The sequence below is a fragment of the Actinomycetospora lutea genome (assembly GCF_028737205.1).
Taxonomy (GTDB): Bacteria; Actinomycetota; Actinomycetes; order Mycobacteriales; family Pseudonocardiaceae; genus Actinomycetospora; species Actinomycetospora lutea.
Map to the genome: position 1 here is coordinate 281,183 of NZ_JAQZAL010000003.1, position 18,531 is coordinate 299,713.

Genomic DNA, 18,531 nt, shown 5'->3' on the forward strand with positions numbered 1-18,531 from the left:
CCGTCGCGCGCCACGTATCCTGGCGGTGTGCTGGTGATCCGGGCCGACCTCGTCGAGCAGATGGTCGCGCACGCCCGTCGGGACCATCCCGACGAGGCCTGCGGCATCCTCGCCGGCCCCGACGACGGCTCCGACCGCCCGGAGCGCTTCGTCCCGATGGAGAACGCCGAGCGCTCGCCGACCTTCTACCGCTTCGACTCGATGGAGCAGCTGAAGGTCTACAAGGAGATGGACGCGAACGACGAGATCCCCGTCGTCGTCTACCACTCCCACACCGCGACCGAGCCCTACCCGTCGCGCACCGACATCTCGCTCGCGCAGGAGCCGTTCGCGCACTACGTGCTCGTCGGCACCAGCGACCCCGAGCGGCACGAGCTGCGGTCCTACCGCATCCTCGACGGCGAGGTCACCGAGGAGGAGGTGCAGGTGGTGGAGAACTACATGTTCGCCCACACCGGCACTCCCGACGTCCCGGACAAGGCCGACGTCCCGGACCACGCCGGCTCCTGACCGCCCGGGCCGGCCCGCCCCGTCGTCCGACGGGTCACGGAATGCCGCGCCCCCGTGGCACGCTGTTCGTCGCAGTACCCGCAGCACGTTCCACACACCACGCACCGGAGGGAATCCGTGTCCGCCACCGTCTCGATCCCGACCATCCTGCGCACCCACACCGGTGGGGAGAAGCAGGTCAAGGCCGAGGGCTCGACGCTCCAGGAGGTCATCACCGACCTCGAGGCCAACCACCCCGGCATCAAGGACCGGCTGGTCACCGACGGCGCGCTGCACCGGTTCGTCAACGTGTACGTCAACGACGAGGACGTGCGCTTCAGCGGCGGCCTCGACGCGCAGGTGCCCGACGGCGGCACCGTGACGATCCTGCCGGCCGTGGCCGGCGGGCGCTGAGCACCTGAGCCGATGACCCGGTACGACTCCCTGATCCACGCCCTGGGCGACACGCCCATGGTCGGCCTGCCGTCCTTCTCGCCGGCGCCGCACGTGCGGCTGTGGGCGAAGCTCGAGGACCGCAACCCGACCGGGTCGATCAAGGACCGGCCTGCACTGCGCATGATCGAGGCCGCCGAGGCCGACGGCCGGCTCACCCCCGGCTGCACGATCCTCGAGCCGACCTCGGGCAACACCGGCATCTCGCTCGCGATGGCGGCCAAGCTCAAGGGCTACGAGCTGGTCTGCGTCATGCCGGAGAACACCTCGGCGGAGCGGCGCCAGCTGCTCGAGATGTACGGCGCGCGGATCATCTTCTCGCCGGCCGCGGGCGGCTCGAACCAGGCCGTGGCGACGGCCAAGGAGATCGCCGCGCAGCACACCGACTGGGTGATGCTCTACCAGTACGGCAACCCGGCCAACGCCCTCGCGCACTACGAGGGCACCGGCCCGGAGATCCTGCGGGACATGCCGACGATCACCCACTTCGTCGCGGGCCTGGGCACCACCGGCACGCTCGTCGGCACCGGGCGCTACCTGCGCGAGCACAAGCCGGACTGCCAGATCATCGCCGCGGAGCCGCGCTACGGCGAGCTGGTGTACGGCCTGCGCAACATCGCCGAGGGCTTCGTGCCCGAGCTCTACGACCCCGACGTGCTCACCGGCCGGTACTCCGTCGGCGCCTACGACGCGCTGCGCCGCACCCGTCAGCTCGTGGAGCAGGAAGGCATCTTCGCGGGCATCTCCACCGGCGGCATCCTGCACGCCGCGCTCGCCCAGGCCGAGAAGGCCGCGGGCGCCGACGACGAGGCCGACATCGTCATGGTGGTGTGCGACGGCGGGTGGAAGTACCTGTCCACCGGCGCCTACTCGGGCACGCTCGAGGAGGCCGCCGAGGCGCTGGAGGGCCAGCTCTGGGCTTAGCGTCGCGTGGCCTGCCGCCTGCCGGCGCCGCGTGCGGCGCGATGTCCGGGGGTCGCCGACCCCGGCGAACTCCGGGGTCGGAACCCACAGGGATCCGGCGCGGGCGACCGTAGTGTCGGGGGCGTGACCAGCCCGGTGCGACCGTCACCCCGCATCCTGCCCGAGCGTCCCCTGCGCGCGGCGATCCTCATGGTCGGGATCGTGGCGCTGCTCTGGCTCGTCGAGCTGGCCGACCGCACGGTCGTCGTCGCGCTCGACCCGCCGCAGGGCCTCGACGACGACGGCATCGTCCCGCGCAGCATCGAGGGGCTCGGCGGCATCCTCTGGGCGCCGATGCTGCACGGCGGCTTCGAGCACCTGGCGAGCAACACCGTGCCCCTGCTGGTGTTCGGGTTCCTCGTGCTCGCGGGCGGGCTCGGCCAGTTCATCGCGGTCACGGCCGTCATCTGGATCGTCAGCGGCGTCGGCACCTGGCTGATCGGCAGCCCCGGGTCCACGATCGGCGCGTCGGGCATCATCTTCGGCTGGTTCGCGTTCCTGCTGGTCCGCGGCTTCTTCGCGCGCTCCGCGGCGCAGATCGTCGTGGCCGTGGTCCTGTTCCTGATCTACGGCGGCCTGCTGCTCGGCGTCCTGCCGAGCAACCCCGGCATCTCCTGGCAGGCCCACCTCTGCGGCGCGATCGGCGGGGTGCTCGCCGCCCGGATCACCGTGGCGGCCGACCGCCGGCGCGCCGGCCCGTCCGGGACGCCCGCCATCCCCTGAGCCCTGGACATCGTGTTCGTTCTGTGACTTGTGAGGTCGTGCTGGTCCTGTGCGAACGGAGAGGTCGGGCCCGTAGGGTGCGCGCGTGGAACTGATCGTCCTGGGGTGCTCCGGCAGCGGCGCCGGCCCGCACTCCCCGGCCTCGGGCTATCTCGTGCGCGCGGGCGACACGTCCCTGGTGCTCGACCTCGGCAACGGGGCGTTCGGGGCGCTCCAGCGCCACCTGGACCCGTTCGACCTGGACGCGCTGGTCCTCTCGCACCTGCACCCCGACCACTGCGCCGACGTCTCCGGGCTGATCGTCCACCGGCGCTACCACCCCGACGGGCCCGGCAAGGTCGTGCCGCTGCACGGGCCGACCGAGTCCGAGGTGCGCCTGGCCGTGGCGTACGCGCCCTCGTCCGACGAGCGCGTGGCCACCGACCTCACCGACGTCTTCTCCCACCGCCCCTTCGCCCAGGGCCCGGCCGCGGTCGGCCCCGTCGCGCTCACCAGCGCGCCGGTCGACCACCCCTGCGAGGCCTACGGCATCCGCCTCGAGTACGAGGGGCGCTCGCTCGTCTACTCCGGCGACACCGGGCCGTGCCGCGCGCTGACCGAGCTCGCGCGCGGCGCCGACGTGCTGCTCTGCGAATCGACGTGGAGCGACGGCCCGGAGCGCCCGCCCGGCGTCCACCTCTCCGGCCGCCAGGCCGGGCGGACCGCCCGCGACGCCGGTGTCCGGCGGCTGCTCCTCACGCACGTGCCGGCCTGGGCGGACGCCGGGGCGCTGCTCGCCGAGGCCCGCGAGGAGTTCTCCGGCCCCGCCGAGCTCGTCGTCCCCGACGGCCGCTACACGATCTAGACGCGGGCGGGTTCCTGGTCCTCGACGCGCCGCGGGGCCGGCACGAACAGCGCGACCACCACCGCCGCCGCGACCACCACGGCCGAGACGGCGAACGCGCGCGTCGTGCCCGCCGTCTGCGCGACCGGGGCCGCCGTGCCCGCGGCCACGAGCGCCGCGGTGTGCGCCGCCGCGAGCGTCGAGAGCACCGAGAGCCCCACCGCGCCGCCGATCTGCCGCGACGTCGTGACCAGGCCGCTGACCAGGCCCGCGAGCCCGCCAGGGACCCCGGTCGTCGCCGCGGTCGTCACCGCCGGGAAGACGAGACCGATGCCGAGGGTCACCGCGATGCCGGGCCCGAGGACGCCGGCGGCCCAGCTCGTCGTCGGGGTGAGGAACGCGAACCAGGCGAAGCCCGCCGCGGTGGCCGTGCCGCCCCCGACGAGCACGGCCCGGGGCCCGACGCGCGGCAGCAGCCGCGACGAGATCTGCGAGCCGATCACCACCGAGAACGACTGCGGCAGGAACGCGAGCCCCGCGGTGAGCGCGTCGAAGCCCAGCACGTCCTGCATGTGCAGCGAGACGAAGAACCACATTGAGAACATCGCCGACGTGATGAGCAGGATGACGACGTTGGCGGTCGACACCGAGCGGATGCGGAACACCGACAGCGGCACGAGCGGTCGGCGGCTGCGCAGCTGGGTGAGCACGAACGCGGTCAGCAGCACCGCCGCCACGGCCGTCGCGCCCAGCACGGACAGCGACACCCACGGCTCGGACTCCAGCGACACCACGCCGTAGACCAGCGCGACCAGGCCGGACGTCACCAGCACCGCGCCCGCGACGTCGAGGCGGGGACGGCTCTCGTCGCGCGTCTCGCGGACGACGGCGAGTGTCAGCACCGCGGTCACCGCCACCACCGGCACGTTGACCAGGAAGATCCAGCGCCAGCTCAGCAGGCCGACCAGCACGCCGCCGGCGAGCCCGCCCGCGGCGCCGCCGATCCCGCCCATCGCGGCCCACCACCCGAACGCCCGCGAGCGCGCCGCGCCCTCGGGGTAGGTCGTCTGCAGGATCGCCAGCGAGGCGGGGGAGAGGACCGCCCCGCCCAGGCCCTGCACGGCGCGGGCCGCGAGCAGCAGCGCGGGGTGGTTGGCGAGGCCCCCGATGAGGCTCGCGAGCCCGAAGAGCCCGAGCCCCACGAGGAACACGCGCCGGCGCCCGAAGAGGTCCGCGGCCCGGCCCCCGAGCAGCAGGAAGCCCGCGAACGCGAGCGTGTAGGCGTTGATCACCCAGGCGAGACCCTCGGCGTCGAACCCGAGCGCGTCGCGCATGGAGGGCAGCGCCACGTTCACGATCGAGACGTCGAGCACGACCATGAACTGCGCCAGGCAGCTCGCGAACAGCACGAGCCCGGTCCGGCCCCCGGCAGGCACAGTACGCACGACCGTCCAAGCTAGCCCGACGGCGGCCGGGGTGCCGGGTGGCTCCTAGGGTGGGCGCCCGTGGCACGCAGCGACGGCAGGGCGGACGACGAGCTCCGCGAGATCACCATCCAGCGCGGGTTCCAGCAGCACCCCGCCGGGTCGGTGCTCGTCTCCTTCGGGCAGACGACGGTCCTGTGCGCGGCCAGCGTCACCGAGGGCGTGCCGCGCTGGCGCCAGGGCAGCGGCCTGGGCTGGCTCACCGCGGAGTACGCGATGCTCCCGTCGGCGACGCACACGCGCAGCGACCGCGAGTCGGTCAAGGGCCGCGTCGGCGGGCGCACCCACGAGATCAGCCGCCTCGTCGGCCGCGCGCTGCGCGCCGCGATCGACCTGCGCGCGCTCGGCGAGAACACCATCCAGCTCGACTGCGACGTGCTCCAGGCCGACGGCGGCACCCGCACCGCCGCGATCACGGGCGCCTACGTCGCCCTCGCGGACGCCGTCACGTGGTTGCGCCACCACAAGCGACTCGCCGACCCGCAGCCGCTGTCGTGCTCGATCGCGGCGGTGTCCGTGGGCGTCGTCGACGGCCGCGTGCGCCTCGACCTGCCCTACGAGGAGGACTCGCGCGCCGAGGTGGACATGAACGTCGTGGCCACCGACACCGGCACGCTCGTCGAGATCCAGGGCACGGGCGAGGGCGCGACCTACACCCGCGCCACCCTCGACGCGATGCTCGACAACGCCCTGGCCGGGTGCGCGCGCCTCACCGAGCTGCAGGCCGCCGCCCTCGCCGAGCCGTACCCGGGGGAGTTGTCCTGATGGTCGAGCCCCGTTCCGCTGCGTCTGCCCCCGTGACGGTGCTGCTGGCGACGAGGAACGACGCGAAGCTCGCGGAGCTCCGTCGGCTGACGTCCTCGCAGGGGCTCGAGGTGGTCGGGCTCGACGACGTGCCCGAGTTCCCCGAGGCGCCCGAGACCGGCGCGACGTTCGAGGAGAACGCCCTGGCCAAGGCCCGCGACGCGGCGCGGGCCACCGGGCTGCTCGCCGTGGCCGACGACTCGGGGCTCGCCGTCGACGCGCTGAACGGGATGCCGGGGGTGCTCTCGGCGCGCTGGTCGGGCCGCAGCGGCACGCGCGTCGAGCGCGACGCTGCCAACCTCGCGCTCGTCCTCGACCAGATGGCCGACGTCCCCGAGGAGCGCCGCGGCGCGGCGTTCGTCTGCGCCGCCGCGGCCGCGCAGCCCGACGGGCGCGAGATCGTCGTGGTCGAGCGCTGGCCCGGGCGCCTCATCCGCCTCCCGCGTGGCACCAACGGCTTCGGCTACGACCCGGCGTTCGTGCCCGAGGGCGAGTCGCGCACGTCGGCGGAGATGGCTCCGGACGAGAAGGACGCGGTCTCCCACCGGTCGCGCGCGCTGCGGGCGCTGATCCCGAGGCTCACCGAGCTCGTCCGATGATCCGGCTCCCCTATCGGCGTGCTCCCCTGATCGCGTCGTGTCCGCCGTGACCGACCAGTACTTCTCCGAGCAGCCGACCTCGCCGTCCGACCCGGTCCCGTTCCGGCTCGAGATCGGCGGGGTGGCGCTCGACCTCACCACCGACTCCGGGGTGTTCTCCCGCGGCCGGCTCGACAAGGGCACCCGTGTGCTGCTCGAGAACGCCCCCGACCCCGCCGCGAGCGGGAACGTGCTCGACCTCGGCTGCGGCTACGGGCCGATCGCGCTCTGGATCGCCGCCCGGCGCCCCGCGGCCACGGTCTGGGCCGTCGACGTCAACGACCGCGCGCTGGACCTCGTGCGGGCCAACGCGGCGGCGGCGAGGCTGACCAACGTCCGCGCCTGCCGGCCCGACGAGGTCCCCGAGGACGTCCGCTTCGCCGAGCTCTGGTCGAACCCGCCGATCCGCTCGGGCAAGGCCGCGCTGCACGAGCTGCTGCTGCGCTGGCTGCCGCGCGTCGACGGGACGTCGTACCTGGTCGTCAGCAAGAACCTGGGCTCGGACTCGCTCGCCCGCTGGCTCGGCGAGCAGGGCCACCCGGCCACGCGCCTGTCGTCGCACGCGGGATTCCGGGTGCTCGCCGTCGAGGGATCGGGGACTGCCACGTGATCTCGTACGCGCACGAGGGCAACGGCGTCCCGGTGGTCTGCCTGCACGGCTGGCCCGGCGCCGCGTCCGACTACCGCGCCCTGCTGCCGCTGCTCGAGCGCGACGCCCAGGTCGTCGTCCCGGATCTGCTCGGCTTCGGCGCCTCCTTCCGCCCCGGGGACGTCGACCGTCCGGCCACCGACTTCGGCCGGGACGCGCAGGGCGCCGCCGTGCTCGAGCTGATGGACCACCTCGGGTTCGACGACGCGGTCCTGGTCGGCTACGACGTGGGGTCGACGACCGCGACGCACCTCGCCCGGACGGCGCCCGAGCGGGTGCGCGCGCTGGTGCTGGGCAACGCGATCCACCCCGGGGCCGCGGCGGCCTCGCTCGACGACGACCACCGCGCCGAGTTCTGGTACCAGGACTTCCACCAGCTCGAGCTCGTCGAGAACCTGGTCGACGGGTCGGCGGCGAACGTCCGGGCGTACCTCGAGCACTTCTGGTCGCACTGGGGCGCCCGGGGGATCGCGGCGCGAGAGGGGGTCACCGACGAGCTCGTGGAGGCCTACGCGCGGCCGGGGGCGTTCACGGTGTCGGTGAACTGGTACCGCGCGGGCTCGGCGACCCTGCGCACGGCGCTCGCGCTGCGCGGCAAGGACCCGCCGGCGCCGGTCACCGTGCCGACCACCGTGCTCTGGGGCGACCGGGACCCGCTGTTCCCGCCGCGGCTCGCCGAGGGCCTGGACCGCGCGTACACCGACCTGCGCGGCGTGCACCACCTCGAGGACGTGGGCCACTTCGTGCCGCTGGAGGCGGCGAACGAGGTCGCGGCGGCGGTCCGGGCGTTCCTGTAGAGGTCGGCCCTCGTATCGTCAGGGACGACAGCGAGAGCGCGTTGCCCGCAACGACCCCACCGGCGTACTCCAACGGGCAGAGAGGGCGGCTTTAGGTGCCGCACAGTGCGGGTTCGAATCCCGTCGCCGGTACTCCCTACAGCGTCAGGTCGCGCAGCAGCCGGCCCACGTGGCCGGTGGCCTTCACGCCGTACTGCGCTTCCTCGATGTTCCCGTCGGCGTCGACGAGGAACGTCGATCGGATCACACCGGTCGTGGTCTTCCCGTACATCGTCTTCTCGCCCCAGGCGCCCCACGCCTGCATGACCGACTTGTCCGGGTCGGAGAGCAGCGGGAAGGTCAGGCCCTCCTTGTCGCGGAACTTCGCGAGCTTCTCCGGCTTGTCCGGCGAGATCCCCAGGACGGTGACGTCGGCGTCGTTGAACGTCGCCAGGTTGTCCCGGAAGTCGCAGGCCTCCTTGGTGCACCCCGGGGTCATCGCGGCGGGGTAGAAGTACACGAGGACACGGTGTCCGCGGTGGTCCGCGAGCGACACCGTCTCCCCCTGATCGGAGGTCAGCGAGAAGTCCGGCGCGGGTTGACCGGGGGCCAGGCGGGTATCGGCGGTCACGGGCGGGCAGGATAGCCGCCGACCACCGGCCGGTCGCGAACAGAGCGACGGTCAGCGCGACCGACGACCACACGGGGAGGTGCCGTGGCACGGGACACGGACGCCATCGAGAAGGAGATCCAGCAGGCGCGCGAGGCGCTCGCCGGAGCGCTCGACGAGCTGTCGGAGCGGGCGAACCCGCAGCGGCTCTCGGAGCAGGGCAAGGAGATGGCCGCGCAGAAGTGGGCCGACCCCCGCGTCAAGTACGCGGTCTACGCCGCCGGCGCGCTCGTGGGGCTGATCATTCTGCGGAAGCTCTTCAGGTAGCGGGGTCCGCGCCCCACGGTCGAGCTCCCGCTGCGCTCCGTCTCCCTGCGCCGGTGGCGAGGTGGTAGAACCGCCTCGCCATCGGCGTACGGAAGGGGTCACCGCAGTGCCCGAGCTCAGCAAGGCCGCGACGGAGTTCCGACGGGCGCGGGACGAGCTGCTCGAACGACGGACCGACTACGACGCGGCCCTGCGCGACTTCCGCTGGCCGCAGCTCGACGAGTTCAACTGGGCCCTCGAGCACTTCGACGCCATCGGCTCCGAACCCGGCACCGCGCAGCGCCCCGCGCTGTGGATCGTCGAGGAGGACGGTCGCGAGACCCGGTACTCCTTCGCCGACATGAGCGAGCGGTCCAACCGCGTCGCCAACTGGCTGCGGGCGCAGGGCGTGCAGCGCGGCGACCGGATCATCCTCATGCTCGCCAACCAGGTGGAGCTGTGGGAGACGATCCTCGCGGCGATGAAGCTCGGCGCGATCCTCATCCCGTCGACGCCGATGCTCGGGCCCGCCGACCTGCGCGACCGCATCGACCGCGGCAACGCGCGCCACGTCGTGGTCCGCGACGCCGACGTCGACAAGTTCGACGACGTGCCCGGCGACTACACCCGGATCGCCGTCGGCGACCGCATCACCGAGCCCTGGCTCGACTTCGCCGGCGCGTACGACGCCCCCGCCGAGTTCACCGCGGACGGGCCCACCAAGGGCAGCGACACCCTGCTCCTGTACTTCACCTCGGGCACGACGGCGAAGCCCAAGCTCGTCGAGCACACGCACACGAGCTACCCCGTCGGGCACCTCTCGACGATGTACTGGATCGGCCTGCAGCCCGGTGACGTGCACCTGAACGTCGCCTCGCCGGGCTGGGCCAAGCACGCGTGGTCGAACGTGTTCGCGCCGTGGATCGCCGAGGCGACGATCTTCATCTACAACTACACGAAGTTCGACGCCGACAAGCTGCTCGACGTCATGGTGGAGAAGGGCGTCAGCACCTTCTGCGCGCCGCCCACGGTGTGGCGGATGCTCATCCAGGCCGACCTCACGCGCGTGCAGGTGCCGGTGCGCGAGCTCGTGGGCGCCGGCGAGCCGCTGAACCCCGAGGTCATCGAGCAGGTCCGCGAGTCGTGGGGCATGACCATCCGCGACGGCTTCGGGCAGACCGAGTCGACGCTGCAGATCGGCAACCCGCCCGGCCAGCCGGTGAAGGACGGCTCGATGGGTCGCCCGCTGCCGGGCTACCCGATCGTGCTGGTCGACCCGGTCACCGGCGAGCGCGGCGACGAGGGCGAGATCTGCATCGACCTCCAGGACGGCGCGGTCGGCCGGCCGCTCGGCCTCATGGTCGGCTACAAGGACGACCCGGAGCGCAACGACGAGGTCATGCGCGGCGGGGTGTACCACACCGGCGACGTCGGCTCGCGCGACGAGGACGGCTACATCACCTACATCGGCCGCTCCGACGACGTGTTCAAGGCGTCGGACTACCGCATCAGCCCGTTCGAGCTCGAGAGCGTGCTGATCGAGCACGAGGCGGTCGCCGAGGCCGCGGTCGTGCCGTCGCCGGACCCGCTGCGCCTGGCCGTGCCGAAGGCCTACGTCGTGCTGTCGTCGCGGTACGAGCCCTCGCGCGACACGGCGCTGGCGATCCTGCGCCACGCCCGCGAGAACCTGCCGGCCTACAAGCGGGTGCGGCGCCTCGAGTTCTACGAGCTGCCCAAGACGATCTCCGGGAAGATCCGTCGGGTCGAGCTGCGGGACCGCGAGGACGAGCTGCGCCCCGGCCCGTCGTCCGACGCCGCCCCCGAGGGCGAGTTCCGCGACGAGGACTTCCCGGAGCTGCGCCAGTGACACCGGGAGACGCAGCGGAGCGGAGCTCGACCCGATGACTTACGCGTTCCCGATCGTGCCGCGGTACGCGGAGGTCGACCAGCAGGGCGTCGTGTTCAACGGCCACTACCTGACGTGGTTCGACGAGGCCTTCACCGGCTTCCTCGACCACGTCGGGCTGTCCTACCCCGACCTCATCGCCTCCGGCGTCGACGTCATGGTCGTGCACTCGGAGCTCGACTACGGCGGCTCGGTGCGGTGGCGCGACGACGCACGCGTCGAGGTCGAGTGCGAGCGGCAGGGGACGACCAGCTTCACGCTCGGGTTCACCGTCTACCGCTCCGCCGACGAGGTCGCCGTCACCGGCCGCAACGTGTACGTCGTCGTGGTCCAGGACCCGGAGACCAAGGCGTGGTCCAAGGCCCCCGGGATCCCGGAGAAGCTGTCGGCGGCGCTCTCGTCGGGGTGAGGGCAGCCCCCGCGCGTCAGGTCGCCGACGTCCGCACGGCGAACGGCAGCACCGCCCCGCGGCGCAGGGCGTCGGCATCGATCGACGTCAGCGCGGGGAAGCGGTCGAGGCGCGCGATCGCGCGCTCGACCGGGTCGTCGACGGGGTCGACGCGCCCGCTGAGGTAGGCCCACTCGTGCTCGTCGGAGCAGTACGGCAGCACGGCGGCGAAGACGTCGTCGAAGCGACGGGTCATGCGCGCGAGCGTGTCGTGGCGCCAGAGCGTGGGGCAGCCGGCCTGCGAGCAGACGACGCCGCCGGGGGCGAGGACCCCGGAGCACCGCCGCAGGAACTCCTCGCCGTAGAGGCGGGCGTGCTGGGCCGGGTCGGTGATCTCGACGGGCTCGTCGGGCAGGTCGACGATGACGACGTCCCACCGGTCGCCGCGGGCGGCGGCGTCGACGAGGAACTGCCAGCCGTCGGCGTAGTGCATGCGCACCGGACCGCGCCCGGCCTCGGCGTCGGCCAGCTCGTCGGGCGTGTAGCCGTAGGGGAGCAGCTCGGCGCACCGGCGGACGCACTCGGTGTCGATGTCGACGTGGTCGACGCGCGCGGCGCCGGCGGCCACCGCGAGCTGGGACACGACGCCCTCCGAGGAACCGACCACCAGCACCGACTCCAGACGGTCGGCCAGCAGCATCGGGGGCACGGCGAGCGCCTCGTGGTAGACGAGCTGGCTCGCCTCGGTGGACTGCCGCTCGCCGTCGCAGAACAGCGTGATCCCCTGGGCCGTGCGGGCGACCATCATGTCCTGCCACTGCGTGCGGCCGCGAAAGAGCACCTCGTCGAGACGCCAGCGCCGGCGCATGCCCGCGGCGAGCGGCTCGTCGACCTCACGCCCGCCGGCGGCCGGGGCCAGCCCGGCGCCGCGCGCCACGACCTGCGCGCGCACCTCGCTCGCGCCCAGCTCGCGGCCGAGGGCGTCGACCACGAGCTCGGGATCGGCCTGGATGCCGCAGGTGAACACGTCCACGAACGCCGCCGAGGCCTCGGGGTAGGCGTGCACCGAGGCGTGCGACTCGGCGAGCAGCGCCAGGACCGTCGTGCCCTGCGGCTCGAACCGGTGCGCGACGACGTCGAGGACGGTCGCGCCGCCGGCGTCGAGCGCGCGGCGCAGGCCGTCGCCGATCCGCTGCTCGTCGCCGAGCACGGCGGGGTCGACGCCGCGCAGTTCGGCGAGCACGTGGCGTCCGGCGAACGTCGCGGGCTTAGTGCTGGCTGGTGTGGTGGTCAATTCCACCTTCCTCCGGGGTCTCGATCGTGGCGTGGGTCGCGATGGGGTCGTGCCGGACGTGGGTCGGCAGGGGCGGCAGGCCGTTGAAGCCCACCGAGGCGTAGCTGGAGGTGTAGGCGCCGGCGCCGAGGAACTCGACGACGTCGCCCGGCCCGAGGTCGAGCGGGAGGCGGACGTCGGCGTCGCGGTAGAGGACGTCGTCGCCGTCGCAGGTCGGTCCGGCGAGCACGACCGGTCCGGTTTCCCCGCCGCGGCCGGGCGTACGCAGGCGGTAGACGATCATCTCTCCCTCGGTCTCGGCGAGGCCCTGGTAGCGGCCCACGTCGAGGTAGACCCAGCGCCGCCCGGCGCGCTGCGCGACGAGGACGACCTCGGCGCGCAGCACCCCCGCGTCGGCGACGAGGGCCCGGCCGGGCTCGGCGTACGGGCGTGGGCGCCACCGGCCGGCGTGCCGGGCGAGGGCGTCGCGGATCGCCGCGGCGCACGCGTCGACGTCGGGGGTGAGCCCGCCGGCGTGGGTGGTGGGGAACCCGCCGCCCAGGTTCAGCTCGCGCGGGGCGTGGTCGCCGAGGCGGGCGGCCACGCGGGCCGAGGCGTCGATGGCGCGGGTCCAGGCGCTCGGCTCGCGCTGCTGGGAGCCGACGTGGAACCCGATGCCCGCGGCGTCGAGGCCGGCGGCGCGCGCCCGCTCGAGCAGCGCGACGGCCTCGTCCTCGGTGGCGCCGAACTTGCCGGCGAACGGGGTCGCCGACCCGTCGTCGCCGGCGGCGAGCCGGACCCCGACGGTGGCGCCCGGGACCTCGCGCGCGAGGAGGTCGACGTCGGCGGGGGAATCGGTGGTGAAGCGCGTGACGCCCGCGGCCCGGGCGGCGCGGACGTCGGTGACCTTCTTCACCGGGTTGCCCCAGGACAGCCCGGCGGGGCGGGCGCCGGCGAGCAGGCAGAGGTCGAGCTCCCCGACGCTGGCGAGGTCGAACGAGGCGCCCTCGGCGACGAGGAGGGCGAGGACGTCGGGGTGCGGGTTGGCCTTCACCGCGTAGCAGAGCTCGACGCCGGGCAGGGCGGTGCGCATCGTGCGATAGGCGTGGCGTACCGCGGCCAGGTCGAGCTCGAGGTGGGGGGATGCCCGGTCCGCGGTCACGGGGAGTGCGCCCTCACGCGCTCCATGGTGCCCGCCGATTTCTTCGCGGACACCACGAAACGGCTGACCCGGGACAGGGCGGCGGCGTACCGTACGGATCTCCGGGGCCGCTGGAGCCCGGGACCGCTGTCGGGGGCGGGCGTGTTGCGAAGGGGGTTGCATGCCGTCCACCTCGTCCCGAGGCTGGAACCCGGCACCGCGTCCGCGACCGTGGCCGTTCCGCACGCCGCGCAACATCGTGGTCACGAGCCTGTTCACGGTGGCGCTGGTGGCGGCGCTCTTCGGCATCGGGACCGCGGTCGTGCCGGGTGGCCCCCGGGACGACGCGGCGGGCCTGACCGGCAACGCGAGCGACGTGCCGACCACCTCCGACGAGGTCGACGACTCCTCCGACGGCTCCCTGGGCTCGCGTGAGCCCACCGGCGACGACGCCGCCCAGGCCCTCCCGGACGCGCCCCGCACCGACGCGGCAGCGCCCGGCAGCGCCCTCCCCGACTCCCTCCCCGACGACGTCGCGCCGCCGCTGACGCCGATCCCGCTGCCCGGGTCGCGGGCGCTCGACCCCGCGCCGGCCGCACCCGGCGAGCCCGCCTTCCCCGGCTCGGAGGGCACGGCGGCGGCCCCGCCGGGCTTCGACGAGCTGGTCCCCGGCGTCGACCCGGTGCCGCTGCCCGGTGCCGGCGGCGCGCCCGCCCCCGCTCCGGCGGCCGACCCGGCGAGCCCGCCCGACACCCGGGGCCCCACGGATCCGGCCCGCACGGCGACCACCGACGACGACCCGGGCCCGGTGCTCGACCTGCCGCTGCTGCCCGACCCGACGCGCGACGAACCCACCGGGTCGTCCGGTGGTCGCGGTGGTGGTGCCGGGAACGGCGGCGGGGCCGCTCGCGACGACGACGCGCCCGCGCGCGGCGGGGACGGCGGTGGCCTGCTGCCCGATCTCCTGCCCGGCGGTGGCAACGGCGGCGGCAACGGCGGCGGTGGCGACGGGGGCGGCGTCGACGGCGGTGCCGGACGGGGCGGCGACGGCGGTGCCGGACGGGATGGCGACGCCGACCGGGCGGAGAGGCCGCACCCGCACGCGGTCGCGACGCCGATCGGGGCGGTGCCGGTGACAACGGCGGGGGCAACGGCGGCGGCTATGGGCGTGAGGGCGGGCGCGGCGGCGAGGGTGGGGGCGGTGGCGGGCTGCTCCCGGACCTCGTGCCCGGCGCGGCCGACGAGACACCCGCGCGTCGCACCGGCGAGGCGACCACCAGCGCTCCGCCGTCCACCGGGGGCCGGCCGACGCTCGAGCTGCCCACCGACTCCGCCACGCCCGAGGGCTGGCCCACCTACGGTGACCCCGACGGCCCGGGCGACATCCGCGACGACACGGGGACCGAGACCGCACCCGGCGGCACCGCCCGGCGGACCCAGCCCACGCCCGAGGGCTGGCCGCTGCCGACCGACGCGACGGAGGTGTCCGACGAGGACCGGTCGGCGCCGGTGACCACCACCGACCCGTCCACCGGTGTCACCACCACCGTCGACCGCGAGGCGGGCACCACCACCACGGTCGACCCCACCACCGGGGCGTCGCTGACCACCCGCAACCGGACCACCACGGCGCCCGACGGGTCCGTCGAGCGGCGCTCCGACGGCTCGGCACGGTCGACGTCGGCGCCCGAGGGAGACGCGACCGCGGAATCGACCCGGGCCCGGACGACCACGGGCTCCCCGGACGACGACGAGACGTCGACCCCTCGCTCGCGGACTCGCTCGGCCACCGCGTCCCCGTCGGCGGGGTCGACGGACTCCTCGTCGGACCCGAGCACCCGCCCGAGCGCACGGTCCAGCTCGAGCGCGGCGTCGGACGGCGACGACGAGAGCTCCGACCCGACCACGCGACGCTCGACCTCCCGGTCCACCGCGAGCAGCGACGACTCGGACTCCTCGTCGGGGAGCTCCGGCCCGACCTCGCGCCGCACCACCGCCTCCGGCGACTCGGGCGAGTCGAACGTCGTCAACGAGTCGATCGGCAACGGCGACTCGTCCGGCTCCGCCGCGGTGGAGCCGCAGATGGCGATCCCGACGATGTCGCCGATGGATCCCCGGTTCTGGGCCTGGATCGCCACCACCGTGACGCGCACCCCCACCCCGGGCGGGTGATCGCGGCGCGGGGCACCATCGCCGGATGACCCCGACGCCAACCGTCACGCCCTCCGATCTGCGCGCCCGCGGCGAGGAGTTCGCGCAGTTCTGGCGTGACTACCGCGTCAGCACGATCACGACCCTGCGCCGGGACGGGTCGCCGCACGTGGTGCCGGTGAACTGCACGCTGGACCTCGACACGGCCATCGCCCGGGTCCTGACCTCGGGGCACAGCGCCAAGGCCCGCCACGTGCGTCTGGGCGGCGAGGAGGGTGCGCGGGTGGCGCTCACCCAGGTCGACGGGCGACGGTGGTCGACGATCGAGGGGCTCGCGGTGGTGCGCGACGACCCGGCCTCGGTGGAGGACGGCGAGCGCCGCTACACCGAGCGCTACCACCCGCCGCGCGTCAATCCGGCCCGCGTGGTCCTGGAGATCGCGCTGACACGGGTGCTGGCCAGCCGCGGCCTCTGACCTGCGCTCCGACGGGGATCGCCATCGTTCCGTGATCTGGGTTCGGGGTCTCGGGGGCTTCTCGGGGCCGGCACATCCGCCGCCCACCACGCCGCCACATTCGGCACGAGCCCCACACAGCAAGCCCCACAGGCCACCGACACCGCCGGCCCCGCACCACCCCGACGACCCCCACCCTTCTGAGACGGATCAGGTCTCGAGGGGCACGAGGTGCTCGGCGAACTCGTCGAGGAACCCCGGCCACGACGCCGGCGCCACGGCCGGGCGCACGACGAACTTCGTGATCCCCTCGTCCACGAACCGCGCCACCCGCCGGCGTGCATCGTCCCAGCCGTCGGCGACGAGGTCGGGCGCGTCGAGGTCGGGGCGCCGGTGGGCCGAGGAGGCGCGGGCGCGGTCGGCGTCCCGCTCGGAGGTGCCGGGCGGCAGCACGAGGAGGTTCGTGCCGTAGTGGTCCTCCTCGACCTCGCGGCCCGCCTCGGTGGCCGCGGCGGCGATCGTCGCGCGGGCGGCGCCGGCCTCGGCCGGGGTGACGAACGAGGCCAGCCAGCCATCGGCCAGCCGCCCGACCCGCCGCAGCGCCGCCGGCACCAGGCCACCGAGCCACAGATCGAGCGGGCGCGCCGCGCGCGGCTCCACGGTGGCGTCGTCGAGGGTGAAGAACGCGCCGTGGAAGGTCACCGACTCCTCGGTGAGCAGCCGCCGCACGACGGTCAGGGCCTCCTCGAAGACCTCGGCGCGGGGACCGGGCACGGGGTAGGCGGTCCGCTCTTCCGCCGTGGCGGGGCGCAGACCGAACACCGGCAGGATGCGCTTCGGCGCGAGGGCCGCCAGCGAGGCGAGCTGCGCCGCGACGACCGCCGGGTTGCGACCGGGCAGGACGATCACGCCGCTCCCGACCTTGAGGGCGCTCGTGCGACCCACGGCCCAGCCCATCGCCACGATCGGCTCCACGGCCGGCGCCGCGATCCGGTCGGGGAACCACACCGAGTCGATGCCCCGCGCCTCGCACCCGTCGACGAGCTCGAGCGTCGCCGCGGCCGGGTCGTGGCGCGAGGGCCCGGCACCGATGCCGATGCGGACCTTCATCGCGGCCGCCGTCATCGCACCGCGGGGTCGGGCAGGAGGCCGGCGCGCTCGGCGAAGGCGTCGAAGAGCACCCAGCTCGCGGCGCGGGACTCCTCGGCCCGGGCGGCGGTCTCGGCCCGCAGTGCCTCCGGGTCGACGCCCAGCTCGGGCAGGCGGGCCTCCAGCGGCGTCCCGGTCCAGCGCGCGATCCACGTCTCGAGCTCGGCGGGGGTGATCTCGGGGTGGAACTGCACGCCCAGGTGCGCGCCCTCGCGGAACGCCTGGGTGCAGCGCTCGGACGTCGCGAGCACCTCGGCCTGCGGGGGCGGGGTGAACGTGTCGAAGTGGAACTCCATCCACGGGCCGGGCGACACGATCTCCGGCGCGACGGTGGTGATCTCGCGCCAGCCGTTCTCGTGGCGCCCGTCCGCGGCGTGGGCGGTACCGCCGAGGACGCGGGCGAGCAGCTGCCCGCCGAAGCAGAAGCCGAGCAGCGGGACGCCCACATCGACCGCCGCGTGCAGGTAGGCGATCTCGTCGGCGAGCCAGGGCACGTCGTCGTCCCACGCGCCCTCCGCAGAGCCGAGCACGGCGATCGCGTCGAGCGTCTCGGGGGCGGGCAGCGCCCCGCCGGCGACCCCCGGCACGATCTCCACCCCGTGCTCCGCCGCCCAGCCGACCAACGTCCCGGCCTGGACCAGCGCGGTCTCGGGGGAGACCTCGTGGCCGATCACCAGCATCCTCGGTGCACCCATGTCCTCCCCACCATAACGGCCCTCGCGGAAGCGTCCGGAGGGTCGTGACAGGCTCCGCGGGTGCCTCCGCGCAAGACCAAGCCCTGCGCCTTCTGCGCGGTCATCGCCGGCGACGGTCGGGCCGACGTCGTCCACGACGGCCCGTCGACGATGGCGCTCCTCGACACGTCGCCCGTCTTCCACGGCCACGTCCTGCTCGTGCCGCGCACCCACGTGACGACGCTGGCCGACCTCCCGCCCGACGAGCTGCCGGGCTTCTTCACGCTCGCCCAGCGCCTCGAGCGCGCCGTCGAGACCGCGATGGAGGCTCCGGGCTCCCTGATCATGATCAACAACGTGATCAGCCAGTCGGTGCCCCACCTGCACCTGCACGTCATCCCGCGACGCCCGAAGGACGGCCTGCGTTTCTTCCTCGGACCCCGCCACCCGTACGGCGACCCGGACGAGTCTGCTGCGGTCGCCGGGCGTATCGCCGCTGCGCTGGACGCCACCTGAGAACGCGTTCAGTCGAGCGGCCTGATCCGCGGCGAACGGAGTACGACCGGCGACGAACGGCGGTGATCCGACCGTCGGCGGTCACTCCGGAGCGGTGAACGGTCGAAGTCCCGACGTCCGATCGAGTGATAGCGGCCCCGCGGCCACGTCCGGGATGTCAT

21 protein-coding genes and 1 tRNA gene are annotated in these 18,531 nt (G+C 74.2%); 15 read left to right on the forward strand and 7 right to left on the reverse strand.

Annotated elements, in window-relative coordinates:
• Nucleotides 1–27 precede the first annotated feature (27 nt).
• The 5 genes from PHK61_RS05580 (at nucleotide 28) to PHK61_RS05600 (ending at nucleotide 3,472) form a co-directional block, all read left to right on the forward strand.
• Nucleotides 28–510, forward strand: a complete 483-nt coding sequence (locus PHK61_RS05580) for a M67 family metallopeptidase (RefSeq protein WP_274279965.1) — start codon at nucleotides 28–30, stop codon at nucleotides 508–510.
• 117 nt (nucleotides 511–627) lie between these two features.
• Nucleotides 628–903 (forward strand): MoaD/ThiS family protein, encoded by a 276-nt coding sequence (locus tag PHK61_RS05585; protein ID WP_274279966.1) that lies wholly within the window; start codon nucleotides 628–630, stop codon nucleotides 901–903.
• Between the two features lie 12 nt (nucleotides 904–915).
• Nucleotides 916–1,866 carry a PLP-dependent cysteine synthase family protein gene (locus PHK61_RS05590; protein WP_274279967.1) on the forward strand — a complete coding sequence of 317 codons (951 nt, stop codon included), beginning with the start codon at nucleotides 916–918 and terminating at the stop codon, nucleotides 1,864–1,866.
• A 123-nt stretch (nucleotides 1,867–1,989) separates the two neighbouring features.
• A complete protein-coding gene (locus PHK61_RS05595; RefSeq protein WP_274279968.1) occupies nucleotides 1,990–2,628 on the forward strand; it encodes a rhomboid family intramembrane serine protease in 639 nt (212 codons plus the stop codon).
• An 85-nt stretch (nucleotides 2,629–2,713) separates the two neighbouring features.
• Complete coding sequence (locus PHK61_RS05600) at nucleotides 2,714–3,472, forward strand: MBL fold metallo-hydrolase (RefSeq protein ID WP_274279969.1); 759 nt, start codon at nucleotides 2,714–2,716, stop codon at nucleotides 3,470–3,472.
• Here PHK61_RS05600 and PHK61_RS05605 read toward each other — a convergent pair.
• Complete coding sequence (locus PHK61_RS05605) at nucleotides 3,469–4,896, reverse strand: DHA2 family efflux MFS transporter permease subunit (protein ID WP_274279970.1); 1,428 nt, start codon at nucleotides 4,894–4,896, stop codon at nucleotides 3,469–3,471. The two genes, PHK61_RS05600 and PHK61_RS05605, sit on opposite strands and share 4 nt — an antisense overlap.
• A 60-nt stretch (nucleotides 4,897–4,956) precedes the next feature.
• Between PHK61_RS05605 and rph the strand changes: the two genes are divergently transcribed.
• The 5 genes from rph to PHK61_RS05630 all read left to right on the forward strand — a co-directional run bounded on the left by rph (nucleotide 4,957) and on the right by PHK61_RS05630 (nucleotide 7,955).
• Nucleotides 4,957–5,700, forward strand: a complete 744-nt coding sequence (gene rph / locus PHK61_RS05610) for a ribonuclease PH (protein WP_274279971.1) — start codon at nucleotides 4,957–4,959, stop codon at nucleotides 5,698–5,700.
• A complete protein-coding gene (gene rdgB / locus PHK61_RS05615; RefSeq protein ID WP_420791354.1) occupies nucleotides 5,700–6,338 on the forward strand; it encodes an RdgB/HAM1 family non-canonical purine NTP pyrophosphatase in 639 nt (212 codons plus the stop codon). Before rph ends, rdgB begins: the two co-directional genes overlap by 1 nt.
• 37 nt (nucleotides 6,339–6,375) lie before the next feature.
• Nucleotides 6,376–6,987 (forward strand): class I SAM-dependent methyltransferase, encoded by a 612-nt coding sequence (locus PHK61_RS05620; RefSeq protein ID WP_274279973.1) that lies wholly within the window; start codon nucleotides 6,376–6,378, stop codon nucleotides 6,985–6,987.
• Nucleotides 6,984–7,823, forward strand: a complete 840-nt coding sequence (locus tag PHK61_RS05625; protein ID WP_274279974.1) for an alpha/beta fold hydrolase — start codon at nucleotides 6,984–6,986, stop codon at nucleotides 7,821–7,823. Before PHK61_RS05620 ends, PHK61_RS05625 begins: the two co-directional genes overlap by 4 nt.
• Nucleotides 7,824–7,881: 58 nt before the next feature.
• Nucleotides 7,882–7,955 (forward strand) — tRNA-Leu (locus PHK61_RS05630).
• Nucleotides 7,956–7,959: 4 nt separating this feature from the next.
• Here PHK61_RS05630 and bcp read toward each other — a convergent pair.
• Entirely contained in the window at nucleotides 7,960–8,433 is a 474-nt protein-coding gene (gene bcp / locus PHK61_RS05635) for a thioredoxin-dependent thiol peroxidase (protein ID WP_274279975.1), read from the reverse strand.
• An 84-nt stretch (nucleotides 8,434–8,517) separates the two neighbouring features.
• Here bcp and PHK61_RS05640 point away from each other — a divergent pair, with 84 nt between their 5' ends.
• The 3 genes from PHK61_RS05640 to PHK61_RS05650 all read left to right on the forward strand — a co-directional run bounded on the left by PHK61_RS05640 (nucleotide 8,518) and on the right by PHK61_RS05650 (nucleotide 11,033).
• Complete coding sequence (locus PHK61_RS05640; protein ID WP_274279976.1) at nucleotides 8,518–8,739, forward strand: DUF3618 domain-containing protein; 222 nt, start codon at nucleotides 8,518–8,520, stop codon at nucleotides 8,737–8,739.
• Nucleotides 8,740–8,845: 106 nt separating this feature from the next.
• Entirely contained in the window at nucleotides 8,846–10,585 is a 1,740-nt protein-coding gene (locus PHK61_RS05645; protein ID WP_274279977.1) for an AMP-binding protein, read from the forward strand.
• A gap of 34 nt (nucleotides 10,586–10,619) precedes the next feature.
• Nucleotides 10,620–11,033, forward strand: coding sequence for an acyl-CoA thioesterase (locus PHK61_RS05650; RefSeq protein ID WP_274279978.1), 414 nt, complete (start codon nucleotides 10,620–10,622; stop codon nucleotides 11,031–11,033).
• Between the two features lie 16 nt (nucleotides 11,034–11,049).
• Here PHK61_RS05650 and speD read toward each other — a convergent pair whose 3' ends face one another.
• From speD to PHK61_RS05670, 3 genes are all read right to left on the reverse strand, one after another.
• Nucleotides 11,050–12,306 carry an adenosylmethionine decarboxylase gene (gene speD / locus PHK61_RS05655; RefSeq protein WP_337993928.1) on the reverse strand — a complete coding sequence of 419 codons (1,257 nt, stop codon included), beginning with the start codon at nucleotides 12,304–12,306 and terminating at the stop codon, nucleotides 11,050–11,052.
• Nucleotides 12,281–13,447, reverse strand: a complete 1,167-nt coding sequence (locus tag PHK61_RS05665; protein WP_274279979.1) for a type III PLP-dependent enzyme — start codon at nucleotides 13,445–13,447, stop codon at nucleotides 12,281–12,283. Before PHK61_RS05665 ends, speD begins: the two co-directional genes overlap by 26 nt.
• A gap of 1,334 nt (nucleotides 13,448–14,781) precedes the next feature.
• Nucleotides 14,782–15,579: a hypothetical protein gene (locus PHK61_RS05670; RefSeq protein WP_274279980.1), complete on the reverse strand. Its 798-nt coding sequence runs from the start codon at nucleotides 15,577–15,579 to the stop codon at nucleotides 14,782–14,784.
• A 44-nt stretch (nucleotides 15,580–15,623) separates the two neighbouring features.
• Here PHK61_RS05670 and PHK61_RS05675 point away from each other — a divergent pair, with 44 nt between their 5' ends.
• Complete coding sequence (locus PHK61_RS05675) at nucleotides 15,624–16,052, forward strand: pyridoxamine 5'-phosphate oxidase family protein (protein WP_274279981.1); 429 nt, start codon at nucleotides 15,624–15,626, stop codon at nucleotides 16,050–16,052.
• A gap of 189 nt (nucleotides 16,053–16,241) precedes the next feature.
• Here PHK61_RS05675 and PHK61_RS05680 read toward each other — a convergent pair whose 3' ends face one another.
• Nucleotides 16,242–17,156 carry a TIGR03854 family LLM class F420-dependent oxidoreductase gene (locus tag PHK61_RS05680; protein ID WP_274279982.1) on the reverse strand — a complete coding sequence of 305 codons (915 nt, stop codon included), beginning with the start codon at nucleotides 17,154–17,156 and terminating at the stop codon, nucleotides 16,242–16,244.
• Nucleotides 17,153–17,875: a type 1 glutamine amidotransferase gene (locus PHK61_RS05685; RefSeq protein ID WP_274279983.1), complete on the reverse strand. Its 723-nt coding sequence runs from the start codon at nucleotides 17,873–17,875 to the stop codon at nucleotides 17,153–17,155. The genes PHK61_RS05680 and PHK61_RS05685 overlap by 4 nt, the downstream gene beginning before the upstream one ends.
• Before the next feature lie 60 nt (nucleotides 17,876–17,935).
• On the opposite strand from PHK61_RS05685, the gene PHK61_RS05690 reads away from it, so the two are divergent.
• Nucleotides 17,936–18,370, forward strand: coding sequence for an HIT family protein (locus PHK61_RS05690; RefSeq protein WP_274279984.1), 435 nt, complete (start codon nucleotides 17,936–17,938; stop codon nucleotides 18,368–18,370).
• The last annotated feature ends 161 nt before the right edge of the window (nucleotides 18,371–18,531 follow it).